This is a genomic window from Pseudomonas guariconensis, assembly GCF_015680235.1.
Taxonomy (GTDB): domain Bacteria; phylum Pseudomonadota; class Gammaproteobacteria; order Pseudomonadales; family Pseudomonadaceae; genus Aquipseudomonas; species Aquipseudomonas guariconensis_A.
In genome coordinates this window covers 29,499-46,515 of sequence record NZ_JADLJL010000005.1, presented here as the reverse complement: position 1 = coordinate 46,515, position 17,017 = coordinate 29,499, and the positions used below count along the sequence as shown (strand labels likewise).

Sequence of the window (17,017 nt, the reverse complement as noted above, 5' to 3'; positions counted from 1 at the left end):
TCTCAGGCAGCCTGTCGGGCAGTGATGAATGCCGCCAGGGTGGCGACATTGGTGAAATGGGAACGGGTGTCCTTGGCGTCGGCATCGATCTTGATGCCGAAGCGCTTCTGCAGGGCCAGGCCCAGTTCGAGGGCGTCCACCGAATCCAGGCCCAGGCCTTCGCCGAACAGCGGCTGCTGGTCATCGATGTCCTGGACGTCGATGTCCTCCAGGCCCAGGGCGTCGATGATCAGCTGCTTGATATCACGGTGCAGGTTGTGTGGATCGCTCATCTTCGGCGAGCTCCTTGAAGAAGTACTGATGCAGGTAGTCGTTGAGACGGCGCGAGGCCACCGGTGCCGGGCCGAGGGCGGCGAAGGTGACCGGGTCGATGTCGGCGCCGACGCGTAGGCGAAAGTGCACGCGGCGGTGTGGGATGCGGTACCAGGGCTCATGCTTGGTCAGTGTGCTGGGGCTGACGCTGATCGTCACCGGTGTGATGATTTTCGCACCGCGCAGGGCGATGGCCGCGGCGCCACGATGAAAGGCCGGGGCCTGGCCGGGCGGGGTGCGGGTGCCTTCCGGGAAGATGATCAGTGGCTGACCGTGGCGCAGGGTCGCCGCGGCGGTTTCCAGCATCTGCAGGCTACCGTCGTTGCCGATGTAGCCCGCCTCGCGCACGGGGCCGCGGGTGAACGGGTTGTCGAACAGGCTCTGCTTGACCACGCAGTTGGCGTTGCGCGCCAGGCCGATGAGGAACACCACGTCGATCAGCGAGGGGTGGTTGGCGATGACCAGTTGCCCAGGGCGCCCCAGGCGCTCGGCACCCTCCACCTCGTAGGTCAGTACGCCGGTGACCCGCATGAAGCGGATGAAACGCCAGAACAGCCAGCCGATGGTGCGGCGGGCGCGGCGTTGATGGCGCTGCACGCCACCGGGCAGGCAGGCCAGCAACGGAAATACCAGCACGCGCAGGCACAGGCTGCCGACACCGAAAACGGCGAAGCTCAGCGCGGTCGCCAGTAGGCGCCAAGGGTAGGCGTCCGTTGGCCTGTTCACGCGAGCCGATGCCAGTTCCATGACCGCAGGGCTCCTGGGTGGGTGAGGCGGGCCTGGCCGGCGAGCAGGTTCTTCAGCCAGTTCAGGGCGTGGGGCAGGGCGGCGGGTGTGGCGCTGCTGCCCGGGGCGATTTCCAGGCGCCATTGGCTGCCGGGGGTGAGCAACAGGCCGAGGGCATAGCTGAAGGGCACATCCTCGATCCATGGGCTGTAGGCCTCGGGCGGCGTCTCCTCGGCGACGATCAGCAGCACGGCAGGGGCGCCGTCGTGCAGCAGGCCGGCGGCCTCCAGGAGGCCTTGCTCGAAACCATCGCCTGCGGCGGCCAGGGCGGTCATCTCGCAGGTCTGCCCGCGCATGATCGACCACAGCCCGATCACGGCGTTATGCACCGAAAGGCTGAACTGTGTGGGCGAAAGTGGCTGGCCCTGGGCGAGTTCACCGAGCATGGAGAACGTACGCGGGGTTTCGCCATGGCGCGAGGCGTATACCAGCGGCAGCGCGTCGTGGCCCTCGGCCAACGGCCAGCCGACCGCGAACGCCATGCGTGCCAGCAGGCCCAGGCGCCTGCGCTGCATGGCTGGCAGGAACGAAACGTCCGGCGCCGGGCTGTCGCCCTGCGGCAGTGACCCACCCTCGGCCCAGGCACGCCAGTCAGCAGGCGTGTGCAGGCCAGGGGCCCAGGCGCGCCATTGGCTGATGTTGAAAGTGATCACAATGTGTCTGGTTCCCGCCCTGAATGACTTCCTTTGGCCAAGGAATGCGTCGGAACAATGACCTGACAGGAGTTGGTGCTCGTCGAGTGGCGCGCATTATCCCGGTGCAGGCGATCTGTAGCAAATACCCGTTGGACAATGACGAACGGGCAAGTCGCCGGCCAGGGGGACAAGGTTCTATCGTTTGTCGGCATTTTCCGATGAACGGTGTAAGCACTGTATCGGCCAGCAGGTAGGAAGGTTGAGGCAGGCGGTACTGGTCATTGTCATGCGTGGGCCACATACTCGGGCATTCGTTGATACACGGAGGTCTCCCATGCGGCGCGTGGTATTCAATCAGAAAGGGGGCGTAGGCAAGTCGAGCATTGCCTGCAACTTGGCGGCGGTCAGTGCCAACGAAGGCTACCGGACCTTGCTGGTTGACCTGGATGCCCAGGCCAACTCGACCCAGTACCTCACCGGGCTTACCGGCGAGGATATCCCTATGGGCATCGCCGATTTCTTCAAGCAGACCCTTTCCAGCGGGCCGTTCGCCAAGAAGAACCGGGTGGATATCTACGAAACGCCGTTCGACAACCTGCACGTGGTCACCGCCACGCCGGAGCTGGCCGACCTGCAGCCCAAGCTCGAGGCCAAGCACAAGATCAACAAGCTGCGTAAGTTGCTCGACGAGCTGGACGAGGACTACGAACGGATCTACATCGACACCCCGCCAGCGCTGAACTTTTATGCCGTTTCCGCGTTGATCGCAGCGGATCGCGTATTGATTCCTTTCGACTGTGACAGCTTCTCGCGCCAGGCCCTGTACGGCCTACTGGCGGAGATCGAGGAGCTCAAGGACGACCACAACGAGGAACTGGTGGTCGAAGGTATCGTCGTCAACCAGTTCCAGTCACGGGCCAGCCTGCCACAGCAGATGCTCGACGAACTGCTGGCCGAGGGCCTGCCGGTGTTGCCGGTGTACCTGGGCAGTTCGGTGAAGATGCGCGAGTCGCACCATGCCAGCTTGCCGCTGATCCACCTGGAGCCGCGGCACAAGTTGACCCAGCAGTTTGTCGAGTTGCATGCGTTGCTCGAGGAGAATGGCTGAAGGGGTTAGGTGGATTTTTAGCGCCTGTGAGCGTGCGCGCCGCATCGCGGGACAAGCCCGCTCCCACAAAGGACCTGCAAACTCAAGTAGTTATGCGGTGTTCTATGAGAGCGGGCTTGCCCCGCGATGCGACGAACACACACTTCTGAAGACGTGCGCTAGGCTCTAAACCCCCTGACCACGCAACCACTCCAGCAACGGCTGGAGTGGAAACGCCCCCGCCTGGCGGCTGATTTCGCGCCCGTCCTTGAACAGGATCAGGCTGGGGATCGAGCGGATGCCCAACTGCCCGGCCAGGTTGCGGTTGGCCTCGCTGTCGAGTTTGGCCAGGCGGCAGCGGCCGGTGAGCTGGCGGGCGGCCTGTTCGAAGACCGGGGCGAAGGATATGCACGGGCCGCACCAGTCGGCCCAGACATCGAGCAGCAGCGGCAGGTCGCCCTTGATCTGGCTGGCAAAGCTGCGCTCGTTGAGGTCGAAGGGTTTGCCCAGCAATACGTCCTGCTTGCAGCGGCCACATTTGGGGGCATCGCCCAGACGCTCGGCCGGCAGGCGGTTGAGGCCGTTGCAATGGGGGCAGGGGATCAGCATGGGGTCGGGCATTGAGGGTCTCCTTGGATTCGAGGCCGCTTCGCGGTCTATCGCCGGCAAGCCAGCTCCCACCGGGCCCGCACGATGTCCGTGGGAGCCGGCTTGCCGGCGATCGAGGGCCAAGCCCTCGCAATTGCCGAAACGTGGTTATGACGAACAACTGATCTCCAGGTGCTTGCCCCACTCGGGCGGGCGCTCGGCGTAGGCCTGCATCCCGGGCTGTTCCTCGAACGGCTTGCTCAGCACCTGATGCAGCCGTCGCACTTCGCTGTAGTCCCCGGCTTCGGCCGCTTCGATGGCCCTTTGCGCCAGGTAGTTGCGCAGGATGTACAGCGGGTTGACCGCGTGCATGCGCGCGCGCCGGCCTTCGGCATTACCCGGTTCGCGTTCGCAGCGGGCCAAGTAATCCTGGCCCCAGGCATCGAAACCGGCCAGGTCGATGAAGTCGTCGCGTACCACCTTCAGCGCATCGGCTACTGGTCGTTCGCCCAGCTTGCGGAAGAACAGGTTGTAGTCCACCCCGCCGCTTTGCATGCGTTGCAGCAGTCGCTCGACCAGCGCCATGTCGTCGTCCTCGGCGGTGGTCAGGCCCAGACGTCGGCGCATGAGGTCCAGATAGTGGGCCTGGTACAGCGGCAGGAACAGCCCCAGCGCCTCCTTGAGCGGCTCCACCTCGATCACGGTGGTCAGGGCCTGGGCCAGGGCGCTCAGGTTCCAGTGGGCGATGGGCACCTGGTTGGAATAGCTGTAGCGGCCACGGTCATCGGAATGGTTGCAGATGAAGTTGGCGTCGAAATCGTCGAGGAAGGCGTATGGGCCGAAGTCGAAGGTGATGCCCAGGATCGACATGTTGTCGGTGTTCATCACCCCATGGCAGAAGCCATAGGCCTGCCAGTAGGCGATCAGCTCGGCGTTGCGCTCGACGATGGTGCGGAACATCGCCAGGTATGGCTGCTCGGCTTCGCGGCATTCGGGGTAGTGCTGCTCCAGCACATGGTCGATGAGTACCTTCTGCTGCTCGGGTTGGCGGGTGTAGTAGAAGTACTCGAAATGCCCGAAGCGAATGTGGCTCTGGGCCAGGCGCAGGAGCATGGCAGCGCTTTCACGGGTTTCGCGCCAGACCGTTGTGCTCGAACCGATCACGCACAAGGCCCGGCTGCTGGGAATGCCCAGGGCATGCAAGGCTTCGCAGGCGAGGAATTCTCGGATCGAGGAGCGCAGCACGGCGCGGCCGTCACCCATGCGCGAATAGGGCGTCTGGCCGGCACCCTTGAGGTGCAGGTCCCAGTGCTCGCCGGCGTCGTTGAGGACTTCGCCCAACAACAGACCACGGCCGTCGCCCAGACGCGGGTTGTAGGAGCCGAACTGGTGGCCGGAGTAAACCATGGCCCGCGGGTCGGCCTCTTCCCACAGCTTGTGGCCGCTGAACAGTTCGGCGAACACCGGCAGTTCCGCCTGGGCCGGGTCCAGGTCGAGCAAGGTCATGGCCGCCTCGCTGGCCACCACCAGGCGTGGCTCGGCGATGGGGTCGGGCAGCACCTCGGTGGAGAAGGCGTCGCCCAGGCGGGCGAAGCGGTTGTCGAAGGTCAGTTGGTCGAGGGCTTTCACGGGGCCTGCTCCTGGAGTCTTGGGGCTGGGCTGGCGACCCAATCGCCGGCAAGCCGGCTCCCACAGGTCCGTGCGGATTTCAAGGTCCTGTAGGAGCCGGCTTGCGCCGCGAACGAGGGCGCAGCCCTCGCGGCATTCTGGGCGGTCATGACCTATGGAGTCCAGTCACCCGGCCGGAGTGCCATCGATCTTGGGCGCCGGGTTGCTCTCCAATGGCACCAATTGCTGCTTGCCGCCTTTGGTGTCGATCAGGAACACCTCCACCTGGCGCACCGAGATCTTGATGCCATGGGCCTTGAACTCGCGGCTGATGTAGCGGTTGAGCTCATCGAGCGTCGGGTTGCGGTCGCCCAGGTCCCGCACGTGCATGCGCAGCTCATGGTCCAGCGAGCTCTCGCCGAAGTTGAGGAAGTACACGATCGGTTCCGGGTCCTTGAGCACCCGGGGGTTTTCATGGGCGCCCTTGAGCAGCAGGTCGCGCACCAGGTCCAGGTCCGAGCCGTAGTCGATGCCCAACTTGAGCGTGACCCGGGTGACCGTGTCGGTGAGCGACCAGTTGATCAGCTGGCCGGTGATGAAGGTCTTGTTGGGGACGATGATGTCCTTGCGGTCGAAGTCGGTGATGGTGGTTGCACGGATGCGGATCTTGCTCACCGTGCCCGACAAGTTGCCGATGGTGATGGTGTCGCCGATGCGCACCGGGCGCTCGAAGAGGATCATGATGCCGGAGATGAAGTTGGCGAAGATCTCCTGCATGCCGAAGCCAAGCCCCAGCGACAGGGCCGCCACCAGCCATTGCAGCTTGTCCCAGCTCACCCCGAGGGTGGCCAGGGTGCTGACGATGCCGACCCCGGCGATCACATAGGAGAGCAGCGTGGTGATGGCGTAGGCGCTGCCCTGGGCAAGGTTCAGGCGCGACAGCACCAACACTTCGAGCAGGCCGGGCAGGTTGCTGGCCAGGGCCACCGTGATGCCGGCGATCACCAGGGCGCCGAGCAGGTCGCCGAGGCTGATCGGCACCATGCTCGCCGCCGCGCCAGTGCCGCTGCTGTACTCGTACAGGGTCACGTTGTTGAGGTAGGAGAACACCGTGATCAGGTCCGACCAGACCCAGTACAGGCCACCGATGAAACCACCCAGCAAGGCCAGGCGGATCAGGCGCAGGGACTGCTGGTTGACCTGTTCGATGTCCAGGGTCGGCTCTTCGGTGATCACTTCGCCGTCGAGCCCTTCCTTGACGGCCTGGCGCTTGCTCAGCGCGCGCTGGTAGGCCAGGCGCCGCGCTGCCACCGAGAGGCCGCGCACGAAGGCCGCCTCGATCACCAGCCAGAAAAGCAGCAGGTACAAGGTGTAGATCAGCCGGTCGGTGAGCTTCAGGGCGGTGTAGTAGTAGCCGAAGCACACTGCCACGAACAGGGCGATGGGCAAGGCCGTGAAGGCCACCCCGACCGCCTTGCGGAACAGCGAGGTGTCGCGGTGCGCCGGGCTGCTGAGCAGCAGGCGGCTGAGCAGCCAGGCCATCAGGGCGTAGCAGGTCAACACCACGCCGATGCCCAGCACGTCGTCGGCCAGGGCCGAGGGCTGGTGTTCGGCCACCGCCACCACACCCACCAGGGCCAGCACCACGGTGCCCAGGCGGCGTACCCAGCCGCGCAGGAATTCGACCTGAGGCTTGTACCAGCGGAAGTGGATCTCGGCCACGCCGCCTGGGGCGAGGATGCGGTAGGCGGTGTAGAACACCAGCCAGGCCTGGGCGATCTGCCACAGGGCGGCGCCCAGGTTGGCGTTCTGCCCACGTGCATCGATCTGCAGGGCATAGCCGGCCAGGGCCAGGCCCAGGGCGACGGGCAAGGCCAGGAGAATGTTGATCAGGATCGCCTGGGGCGTGTGCCACTGGCTGTCGCGGCGGAAGTGGCCGATGTCCTGGTGGACCTTGCCCAGGCGCTGGTACAGGTACTTGCGTCGCCACAGCAGCGCGCCGATCACCAGCAGCAGCGGCAGGAACAGCAATGGCCGCTGGACCAGGCCATCGGCCAGCTCCTTGATGCCCGAGCCCCAGGGCAGGTTGGCCACCTGGTCGGCGAGGCGCTGCGGCACATAGCTCAGCCATTCCCAGTCCAGAGGCTTGTTGCTGGGGATCCAGAACATTTGCTCTTCCAGGGTGGTGCGCAGGCTCTGGGCGGTGCCGAGCAGCTGCTTCTGGTTCAGCTGCAGGGTGATGGACTCGTTGAGCAGGGCGGAGAGCTCGCGGTTCAGGCGCTCGAGCAGGTCGCTGCGGGTGATCACCACCTCGAGCAAGGCCTTGCGCAGCTGGGGCGTGGCTTCTTCGCCGGGCTGGTTGGCCAGCAGCTTGTCGACGTAGTTCGAAGGGCTGCTGATCTGCTCGCGCTGCTGGTTGACCTCGAACTGGTAGAGGCGAATGTCGGCGATCTGGTCGGCCAGGTCGCGGTCGACCTTCAGGTGGGGTAGGGATTGCTTTTGCTTGTAGAGGATCTTCGACAGCAACAGGCTGCCCTTGAGCACGTCGATCTGCTCGTCCAAGGCCTGGTCGGCCTGGGTCAGGCTGTCGAGCTGCTGCTTGGTGCGCAGGTTCTGCTGGGTGACCTCGTTGAGGCGGTCGGTGCTCCTGAGCAGGTAGTCGGAGAGCTTGAGGTTGGCCGTGCTTTCGTTGGCCAGCAGGGTGCTGCCGCCGGCCTTCTGCGCCTCGATCGACTGCTGGGTGACGGTCTGCTGGGACTGGGCCAGGCGCTTGTCGTTGATCAACGTCTGCAAGTCCTGGATTTCCTGCTCCAGGCGCGTGGCGCGTTCGATCAACAGGTCGTGACGGGCGTTGCCCAGGTCCTGCAGCAAGCTGTTGCTGGCCATTTCCTGGCGGCGCAGCAGGATCCGGCTGTCGAGGGCGGCAAGCTCGGCGGCGAGCTGGTTGCGCAGGTCGGCGGTCAGCGGCTTGCCGTTGTCCTTGCCGCTCTTGAGGCTGTTGTTGATCTGCTGGATGCGCGTCTGGCTGCTGCTGATCTCGGCCTGGGCCCGTTCCGGGCGGGTCTGGGAATTGATGATCAGGCTGTTGGCCTCCGACAGCGCCTTTTGCAGGTCGCCCTGCTGGGCACTGCGCTCGCCGAGCATCTGCTCGAGCTGAGGCACGCCCAGGCTTGCGTAGCGCTGGGCGACCGGCACGGTCTTGCTGTCCTTGAGCTTGGCAAGCTCGCGCTGGCTTTCGCGGATCTCGTTGGGCGCCCCGGCGATCTGCTGCTTGAGGTCGGCCAGCTTGCGGGCGTTGTCCTCTTGGCTGGCGAGCAGGCTCAGGGTCTGTTCGAGCACTTGCTGCAGTGCCTTCTGCTCGGCTTCGGGCAGCTTGCGGTCGGCGATCTTGTCGAGGCTGCCCTGGATGCCGGCGGCGGTGGGCGCCTCGGCCGCAGAGGCCAGGAACGAAAGTGACAGGCACAGCCCGAGCAGGGCTGCGCTGAGTGTTGAACGCAGGGACATAGGCAGAATTCTTGTGAAACGAGGCAAATCGGAGTTTAGAGGAACAACCCGGGGCCGGGGCGAGTACCTTCGGGGAATCTGACGCCCACTTTCTGGATCTTGTTCCCGTCCATGGTCGCCACGGTCCAGATCGTGCTGTTCCATTCGACCTGGTCGCCTACTACTGGAGCGCCTCCGACCTTCTGTCGGATGAACTGCGCCAGCGGCATTTTCGCGTCCAGGCCTTCGAGTTTCAGGCCATAAAGCGCTGCTACGGCACCGAGTTCGGCATCGCCTTCGAGCACGAAGTCGCCGAAGAAGCGCAGGTCCAGCCCGCGTTGCGGGGCCTGGCTGAACAGCTTGCCCAGGGCCGGCAGGTTGTGTTCATGGCCGATCACGCAGAGCATGTCACCGACCTCCAGCACCGTGCTGCCCGAGGGGTGCAGCAGTTGTTCGCCGCGAAACAGAGCGGCGATCCGCGTGCCCTCGGGCATCTTCAGCTCGCGCAGGGCGGCGCCGATGCACCATTTTTCAGCACCCAGGCGGTAGACGAACAGCTCCCATTCGCTGGTGATATGCACCTCCAGGGCAGAGCGGGAGATCGGGGCCGGGTCCGGCGGTACCGTGACTTTCAGCAGCTTGGCCATCCACGGCAGGCTGGTGCCTTGCACCAGCAGCGACACCAGGACGATGAAGAACGCCAGGTTGAAGAACAGCTGGGCATCCGGCAGGCCGGCCATCAGCGGGAACACGGCAAGGATGATCGGCACCGCGCCGCGCAGGCCGACCCAGGAAATGAACGCCTTCTCGCGGCCATGGAAGGCCTTGAACGGCAACAGGCTGGCGACCACCGACAGCGGCCGGGCGAACAGGATCATCCACAGCGCCAGGCCCAGAGCCGGCAGGGCGATGGGCAGCAGGTCGTGAGGCGTGACCAGCAGGCCCAGCACCAGGAACATGCCGATTTGCGCCAGCCAGGCCATGCCATCGAGCATGTGCAGGATGCCATGGCGACTGCGGATCGGCCGATTGCCCAGCACCAGGCCGCACAGGTACACCGCCAGGAAGCCGCTGCCGTGCAGGGCATTGGTCAGGGAGAACACCGCCAGACCGCCGGCGATCACCAGAATCGGGTACAGGCCACCGGCGAGGTTGATGCGGTTGACCAGTTGCAGCATCAGCCAGCCGCCACCCAGGCCCAGTAGGCCGCCGATACCGAATTCGCGCAGCAGGTGGGTGAGCAGGCTCCAGTGCAGGCCGGTCTGGCCGCTGGCGATCATGTCGATGAGGGTGACGGTGAGAAACACCGCCATCGGGTCGTTGCTGCCCGACTCGATTTCCAAGGTGGCGGTGACCCGCTCGTTCAGGCCCTTGCCGCCGAGCAATGAGAACACCGCCGCTGCGTCGGTGGAGCCGACGATGGCGCCGATCAGCAAACCCTGGATCAAACTCAGGTCGAACAGCCAGGCGGCGACCATGCCGGTCAAGCCGGTGGTGATCAGCACGCCTACCGTGGCCAGCGACAAGGCTGGCCACAGGGCTACGCGAAAGCTCGCCACCCGGGTGCGCAGGCCGCCGTCGAGCAGGATCACGGCCAGGGCCAGGTTGCCCACCAAGTAGGCGGTCGGGTAGTTGTTGAAGATGATGCCGCCACCGTCGACCCCGGCAGCCATGCCGACGGCGAGGATGATGACCAGGATAGGGATGCCCAGACGGGATGACAGCGAGCTGACCAGGATACTTGCCCCGACCAGCAGTGCGCCGATCAGGAACAGGCTGTTGATGGTGCTCGCATCCAAAGGCAGGTACTCCGGGGTATTGCGGAAAGAGGACTTGACTCGCAAGTCGCGTGCCAATCGATTCTAACCTGATGAATTGGCAGGCTGTAAAGCGTTTCTGCAGATGAAAAAAAGGCACCGCGGTGGGTGCCTTTTGTTGTGGTGCCAGGGAGGGCTATCGCCGGCAAGCCGGCTCCCACGGGTTCACCACAGGTATGAAGACTTGTGCAGTACCTGTGGTGAACCGGCTTGCCGGCGATAGGGCCGGGGCAGGATTACGCCTGCTTCACCTCACGCATCGGCTTGCCCTTCACCGGCGCGCCATTGGCCACGTAGTACTTGGCGGTGCTGCGCGGCAGTGGCTTGCGACCACGGATCTTGTCCGAGATCTTCTCGGCGATCATGATCGTGGTGGCGTTGAGGTTGCCGGTGATGATGATCGGCATGATCGAGGCATCGACCACACGCAGGCCCTGCATACCGTGCACACGGCCTTCGCCATCGACCACAGCCATGTCGTCGGTGCCCATCTTGCACGAGCAGGACGGGTGGAAGGCGGTTTCGGCGTGCTCACGGATGAACTTGTCCAGTTCCTCGTCGGTCTGCACGTGCGCACCTGGGCTGATTTCGCGACCGCGGTACGGGTCCAGCGCCGGCTGGGCCATGATTTCGCGGGTCAGGCGGATGCCGTCGCGGAATTCCTGCCAGTCCTGCTCGGTGGCCATGTAGTTGAACAGGATGCTTGGATGCTGGCGCGGGTCCTTGGACTTGAGCTTGATGCGACCGCGGCTTGGCGAGCGCATGGAACCCATGTGAGCCTGGAAACCGTGTTCCTTCACACCGTTCGAGCCGTTGTAGTTGATCGCTACCGGCAGGAAGTGGTACTGGATGTTCGGCCATTCGAATTCAGGGCGGGTGCGGATGAAGCCGCCGGCCTCGAACTGGTTGCTGGCACCGATGCCGGTACCCTTGAACATCCACTCGGCGCCGATGGCCGGCTGGTTCCACCACAGCAGCGAGGGGTACAGCGAGACCGGCTGGGTGCAGGCGTACTGCAGGTACAGCTCAAGGTGGTCCTGCAGGTTCTCGCCGACGCCCGGCAGGTCGTGGACCACCGGGATGTCCAGGCTTTCCAGCAGCTCGCGCGGGCCGACGCCGGAGCGTTGCAGCAACTGTGGCGAAGCGATGGCGCCGGAGCTGACGATCACTTCCTTGCGGGCGCGTGCTTCCACGCGCTCTTCGCTGTCGCCAACCAGGTAGGTCACGCCGATGGCGCGCTTGCCTTCGAACAGGACACGGTCGGTCAGGGCGTGGGTGACGATGGTCAGGTTAGGGCGCTTCTTGGCCTGGTCCAGGTAGCCACGTGCGGTGCTGGCGCGACGACCTTGCTTGGTCACGGTACGGTCCATCGGACCGAAGCCTTCCTGCTGGTAGCCGTTGAGGTCTTCGGTACGTGGGTAGCCGGCCTGCACGCCGGCTTCGATCATGGCGTGGAACAATGGGTTGTTGCCAGCCTTGGGCGTGGTCACGCTGACCGGGCCTTCGCCGCCGTGGTAGTCGTTCGGGCCGATGTCACGGGTTTCGGCCTTGCGGAAGTACGGCAGGCAGTCCAGGTAGGTCCAGTCTTCCAGGCCTGGCAGTTTCGCCCAGCCATCGAAGTCCATGGCGTTGCCACGGATGTAGCACATGCCGTTGATCAGCGAGGAGCCACCCAGGCCCTTGCCGCGGCCACATTCCATGCGGCGGCCGTCCATGTGCGGCTCTGGGTCGGTCTCGTAGGCCCAGTTGTAGCGACGACCCTGCAGTGGGAAGGCCAGGGCGGCTGGCATCTGGGTGCGGAAGTCGAAGCGGTAGTCCGGGCCGCCGGCTTCGAGCAGCAGGACGGTGACGCCAGCGTCTTCGGTCAGGCGGGTAGCCAGGGTGTTACCGGCGGAACCGGCGCCGACGATGATGTAGTCGAATTCTTGGGACATTGAAGTACCCTCGTGTGAGCGGTGATCAGGGAGCGGAAACGCCCGTGCATGGCGGCACGGGCGTGGCTAGACAGGGTTTAGAAAACCGAGTTGTAGCCGCCCAGCTCGACCTGGACCGATTTGATGCGGGTGTACTGGGCCAGCGAGCTGACGCCGTTCTCACGGCCGACGCCCGACTGCTTGTAGCCGCCGACCGGCATTTCGGCCGGGGACTCGCCCCAGGCGTTGATCCAGCAGATACCGGCTTCGAGCTTGTGGATGATGCGGTGGGCGCGGCTGATATCGTTGGTGCACACACCGGCGGCCAGGCCGTATTCGGTGTCGTTGGCGCGGCGGATGGCTTCTTCTTCGGTTTCGTAGGTCAGGATGCTCATGACCGGGCCGAAGATTTCTTCCTTGACGATGGTCATGTCGTCGGTGCAGTCGGTGAAGACGGTCGGTGCGACGAAGGCGCCCTTGGCGAAATCACCGTCCATCAGACGCTCGCCACCGCACAGCACGCGCGCACCTTCTTCCTTGCCCTTGGCGATGTAGCCCAGGACGCTTTCCATATGTGGGAAGCTGACCAGCGGGCCGAAGTTGGTGTTCTCGTCTTCCGGGTTGCCAACGCGGATGCGGGCAACGCGCTCGGCGATCTTGGCTTCGAAGGCCGCTTTCATCGACGCCGGTACGAATACGCGGGTGCCGTTGGTGCAGACCTGGCCGGAGCTGTAGAAGTTGGCCATCATGGCGATGTCGGCGGCCTTGTCCAGGTCGGCGTCGTCGCAGATGATCAGCGGCGACTTGCCACCCAGTTCCATGGTGACTTCCTTGAGCGTGGAGCTCGAGGCGCTGGCCATGACCTTCTTGCCGGTGGTGGTGCCGCCGGTGAAGGAGACTTTCTCGATGCGCGGGTGCTCGGTCAGCCAGGTACCGACTTCACGGCCGCTGCCGGTCAGAACGTTGAACACGCCGTCCGGCAGGCCGGCTTCGGTGTAGATCTCGGCCAGTTTCAGGGTGGTCAGCGAGGTGACTTCCGACGGCTTGAAGATCATGGCGTTGCCGGCGGCCAGGGCCGGGGCGGATTTCCACAGGGCGATCTGGATCGGGTAGTTCCAGGCACCGATACCGGCGGTCACGCCCAGCGGCTCGCGGCGGGTATAGACGAAGGAGCTTTCGCGCAGCGGGATCTGCTCGCCTTCGATGGCCGGTACCAGGCCTGCGTAGTATTCCAGCACGTCGGCGCCGGTGACGATGTCGACATAGCGGGTTTCGGAGTACGACTTGCCGGTGTCCAGGGTTTCCAGCATGGCCAACTCGTCGTTGCGCTCGCGCAGGATGTCGACGGCGCGGCGCAGGATGCGCGAACGCTGCATGGCGGTCATGGCCGCCCAGACTTTCTGGCCGCGCTCGGCGCTTTCGACGGCTTTCTCGACGTCTGCCTCGGTGGCACGCTGCACGTGGGCGAGGACTTCGCCGGTGGCCGGGTTGATGGCTTCGAAGGTAGCGTCGGAGCTAGCGTCGACATAACCACCATCAATATAGAGTTTTTGCGTTCCGAAACGGGCCATAGTGTCCTCGCAAGTGCAGTGTGTGGTTGGCTACCGCGTCACGCTCCTGCCTGCTCGGCAAGCGCTGCGCACGATGGTTCAGAGGCCTGGTCGGTAATGCCCAGGGTCTGTTGTTTAGCCAGTTGTAGATCCATGTATTCGTAAGCAATCCGTATCGCCTGGTCGGTGTCGAATTCGTCACCCGACAGCGCACCACGCAGCCACAGGCCATCGATCAGGGCCGCCAGACCGCGGGCTGCCTTGCGCGCATGGTAGAGCGGCAGGACGCGGCGGAACTGGCAGCACAGGTTGGAATACAAGCGGTGGTCGTTGATCCGCTGCAACCTGTGCAGGTCTGGCTGGTGCATGCTGGAGGCCCAGAAGGCCAACCAGGTTTTCATTGCCGGGCCATTCACCTGGCTCGCATCGAAGTTGCCCTCGATGATCACTTTCAGGTGGGCACGCGGGCTGTCGTCCGTCAGTGCCTGGCGACGCGCTGCCACCCCTTCGTTGAGCATGCTCATGATGTAGCCCATCGTCGCTGCGATCAGGCCATTTTTGTCCCGAAAGTAGTGACTGATGATGCCGTTCGACACACCGGCCAAACGGGCAATCAGCGCAATGCTGGCATCTCCCAGGCCGACCTGATCGACAGCCAGTAGCGTGGCTTCGATCAACTGCTGGCGGCGGATGGGTTGCATACCGACCTTGGGCATCTTGCTATCTCCTCAGGCCTGCGATCAGACGACGAGCGGCTGCTTCGGCGAAGGCCAGTCTATTTTGTTTTGATTGAACGTTCAATCAATAAAGAATAAGCTCTGCGACAATTTGTGCCATTGACAGTTTTTCAGGCGGTCGAGAAGGCACGGATTGACACCCCAGGAAATCGCGTAACCCCCGGAATACAAGGCGTTGACGGGCATGAGCGATGCAGATGACAGATTCCGCCGGGCGGTCGAAGGCCGCGCGGAAGCCCTTTGGAGCGGGCTGGAACTGCTTTTTTTTGCAACGATTCGATTCGGGATCACGATTTCCTAGGTGCATTTATAACACCTGACGCAGTGGGGCTATTCCACCATTTGCTTGGGAAATATCTGATTAGCCTCCACCCCGCACTGCCCGGAGCATTCGTGCAATGAGTTCTGCCTCCCTAACCAAGCCCCCCGCCGAACGGGTACGGGTCAATCGTGTGGTGTTCTACACCTCCGCGCTGCTGATCCTGGCTTTGACTGCCTTGCTTATCGCTGTACCCGAAACCGCCGGCCAAGTGCTGGGCGTCGCCCAGAAATGGCTGACCCGCACCTTTGGCTGGTACTACATGCTGGTGATCTGCGGTTACCTGCTGTTCGTCGTCTACCTGGCCTTCTCCGACTACGGCAAGCTCAAGCTGGGCGGCAAGGACGACCAGCCCGACTTCAGCTACGGCGCCTGGGCCGGCATGTTGTTCTCCTCCGGTATCGGTATCTCGCTGCTGTACTTCGGCGCATCCGAGCCGCTGGATCACTACTTCAACCCGCCAGAGGGTACCTCGGCCAGCCTCGAGGCCGCGCGCCAAGGCTTGCAGCTGACCTTCCTGCACTGGGGCCTGCACGGCTGGGCGATCTATGCCCTGGTCGGCCTGGCCGTCGGCTACTTCGCCTACCGCCACAACCAGCCGCTGGCACTGCGCTCGGCGCTGTACCCGCTGGTCGGCGAGCGTTGGGTCAAGGGCGCGGCAGGCAATGCCGTGGACATCTTCGGCATGTTCGTCACCCTGCTGGGCCTGGTCACCAACTTAGGGATAGGCTCGATGCAGGTGGCCTCGGGCCTGGAATACCTGTTTGGCTTCGACCACAGCAAGACCAACCTGCTGGCGGTCATCCTGGTCATGGCCGGTGTCGCCACCGTGGCTGCGGTGTCGGGTGTGGAGAACGGCATCCGCCGCCTGTCCAACCTGAACATCGTCCTGTTCAGCGGCCTGCTGATCTTCGTACTGCTCGGTGGCCAGACCCTGCACCTGCTCAACGCCTTCGTGCAGAACATCGGCGACTACCTCAACGGCATGGTGCTCAAGACCTTCGACCTCTATGTCTATGAAGGCGAAGCGGGCAAGTCCGAGCGCTGGCTGGGCCTGTGGACCGTGTTCTACTGGGCCTGGTGGATTTCCTGGGGCCCGTTCGTCGGCATGTTCATCGCCCGTATCTCCAAAGGCCGCACCGTGCGCCAGCTGGTGACCGGCGTGCTGCTGATCCCGCTGGGCTTCACCCTGGCCTGGCTGTCGATCTTCGGTAACACCGCACTGGACCTGGTGATCAACCAGGGCGCGGTGGAGCTGGGCAAGACCGCGCTCGAGCAACCTTCGATGTCGATCTACCAGCTGCTGGAATACTTCCCGGCCGCCAAGATCGTCATCGGTGTGGCGGTATTCGTCGGCTTCGTGCTGTTCCTCACCCCGGCCGACTCGGGCGCGGTGATGATGGCCAACCTGTCGTGCAAAGGCGGCAAGGTGGACGAAGACGCGCCGCACTGGATGGTGGTGTTCTGGTCGGTGGTCATCACCCTGGTCACCATCGGCCTGCTGTTCGCCGGTAACTTCGAAGCCATGCAGACCATGGTGGTGCTGGCTGGCCTGCCGTTCTCGGTGGTGCTGGTGCTGTTCATGTTCGGCCTGTACAAAGCCATGAAGCAGGACGTCGCCGTCGAGCAGGAGCGCGCCGAGCTGGCCGCCCGCGGCCGCCGTGGCTTCAGCGAGCGCCTGAGCCAGATGGACCTGCAGCCGACCCAGGCCGTGGTCCAGCGCTTCATGGACAAGCATGTGAGCCCGGCGCTCAAGGAAGCCGCTGCACAGATGCGCCTGCAAGGCTTCGAGGTCGAGGCCCGTGCCGGTCACTCGCGTAACCTGATGGGCCTGCGGGTGATGATGGAAGAGGGCAACCCGTTCGTCTATGAGGTGAGCCTGGACGGCTACCAGGCCGCGCCGAGCGAGGCGCCGCTCGAGGGTGCGCCGGAGGTGCCGCAGCGCTTCTATCGCGCCGAGGTGTACCTGCACGATGGTAGCCAGGAATACGACCTGATGGGCTTCACGCCTGACCAGATCGTGCGCGATGTGCTGGATCAGTTCGAGAGCCACCGCCAGCTGTTGGGGCGTGTGTATAGCTGATACAGCTTGATGCAATGAAGAAGGGCTCGGTTCGTGAGGATCGGGCTCTTTTTTTGCCTTGGGAATGCTGGGAGGGCGTTGCCCTCCTTTCGCAGCACA

At 64.1% G+C, this 17,017-nt stretch carries 12 protein-coding genes; 2 read left to right on the top strand and 10 right to left on the bottom strand.

What is annotated here, in order from left to right:
• Positions 1 to 2: 2 nt before the first annotated feature.
• From IRZ56_RS05750 to IRZ56_RS05740, 3 genes are read right to left on the bottom strand one after another with little or no spacing between them, the layout of a single operon-like run.
• On the bottom strand, positions 3 to 272 hold the full coding sequence (locus IRZ56_RS05750) for a phosphopantetheine-binding protein (protein ID WP_196144051.1): 270 nt from the start codon (positions 270 to 272) through the stop codon (positions 3 to 5).
• On the bottom strand, positions 244 to 1,059 hold the full coding sequence (locus IRZ56_RS05745; protein ID WP_196144050.1) for a lysophospholipid acyltransferase family protein: 816 nt from the start codon (positions 1,057 to 1,059) through the stop codon (positions 244 to 246). Before IRZ56_RS05745 ends, IRZ56_RS05750 begins: the two co-directional genes overlap by 29 nt.
• Positions 1,035 to 1,751 carry a beta-ketoacyl synthase chain length factor gene (locus tag IRZ56_RS05740; protein WP_196144049.1) on the bottom strand — a complete coding sequence of 239 codons (717 nt, stop codon included), beginning with the start codon at positions 1,749 to 1,751 and terminating at the stop codon, positions 1,035 to 1,037. Before IRZ56_RS05740 ends, IRZ56_RS05745 begins: the two co-directional genes overlap by 25 nt.
• Before the next feature lie 316 nt (positions 1,752 to 2,067).
• Here IRZ56_RS05740 and IRZ56_RS05735 point away from each other — a divergent pair, with 316 nt between their 5' ends.
• Entirely contained in the window at positions 2,068 to 2,841 is a 774-nt protein-coding gene (locus IRZ56_RS05735; RefSeq protein WP_196144048.1) for a ParA family protein, read from the top strand.
• 165 nt (positions 2,842 to 3,006) lie between these two features.
• On the opposite strand, the gene trxC is transcribed toward IRZ56_RS05735, so the two are convergent.
• The 7 genes from trxC to betI all read right to left on the bottom strand — a co-directional run bounded on the left by trxC (position 3,007) and on the right by betI (position 14,495).
• Positions 3,007 to 3,441: a thioredoxin TrxC gene (gene trxC, locus IRZ56_RS05730; protein ID WP_196144047.1), complete on the bottom strand. Its 435-nt coding sequence runs from the start codon at positions 3,439 to 3,441 to the stop codon at positions 3,007 to 3,009.
• A 135-nt stretch (positions 3,442 to 3,576) separates the two neighbouring features.
• The gene (gene selO / locus IRZ56_RS05725; protein ID WP_196144046.1) at positions 3,577 to 5,037 is read right to left on the bottom strand and encodes a protein adenylyltransferase SelO; all 1,461 of its coding nucleotides are present in this window, start codon (positions 5,035 to 5,037) and stop codon (positions 3,577 to 3,579) included.
• A 165-nt stretch (positions 5,038 to 5,202) separates the two neighbouring features.
• Positions 5,203 to 8,520: a mechanosensitive channel MscK gene (gene mscK, locus IRZ56_RS05720; RefSeq protein ID WP_196144045.1), complete on the bottom strand. Its 3,318-nt coding sequence runs from the start codon at positions 8,518 to 8,520 to the stop codon at positions 5,203 to 5,205.
• A 35-nt stretch (positions 8,521 to 8,555) separates the two neighbouring features.
• Positions 8,556 to 10,298: a potassium/proton antiporter gene (locus IRZ56_RS05715; RefSeq protein ID WP_196144206.1), complete on the bottom strand. Its 1,743-nt coding sequence runs from the start codon at positions 10,296 to 10,298 to the stop codon at positions 8,556 to 8,558.
• Positions 10,299 to 10,552: 254 nt separating this feature from the next.
• Complete coding sequence (betA, locus tag IRZ56_RS05710) at positions 10,553 to 12,250, bottom strand: choline dehydrogenase (protein WP_196144044.1); 1,698 nt, start codon at positions 12,248 to 12,250, stop codon at positions 10,553 to 10,555.
• A 77-nt stretch (positions 12,251 to 12,327) separates the two neighbouring features.
• Positions 12,328 to 13,800, bottom strand: coding sequence for a betaine-aldehyde dehydrogenase (gene betB, locus IRZ56_RS05705; protein WP_196144043.1), 1,473 nt, complete (start codon positions 13,798 to 13,800; stop codon positions 12,328 to 12,330).
• Positions 13,801 to 13,838: 38 nt separating this feature from the next.
• On the bottom strand, positions 13,839 to 14,495 hold the full coding sequence (gene betI, locus IRZ56_RS05700; protein ID WP_196144042.1) for a transcriptional regulator BetI: 657 nt from the start codon (positions 14,493 to 14,495) through the stop codon (positions 13,839 to 13,841).
• A gap of 419 nt (positions 14,496 to 14,914) precedes the next feature.
• Between betI and IRZ56_RS05695 the strand changes: the two genes are divergently transcribed.
• Positions 14,915 to 16,918, top strand: a complete 2,004-nt coding sequence (locus tag IRZ56_RS05695; RefSeq protein ID WP_196144041.1) for a BCCT family transporter — start codon at positions 14,915 to 14,917, stop codon at positions 16,916 to 16,918.
• The last annotated feature ends 99 nt before the right edge of the window (positions 16,919 to 17,017 follow it).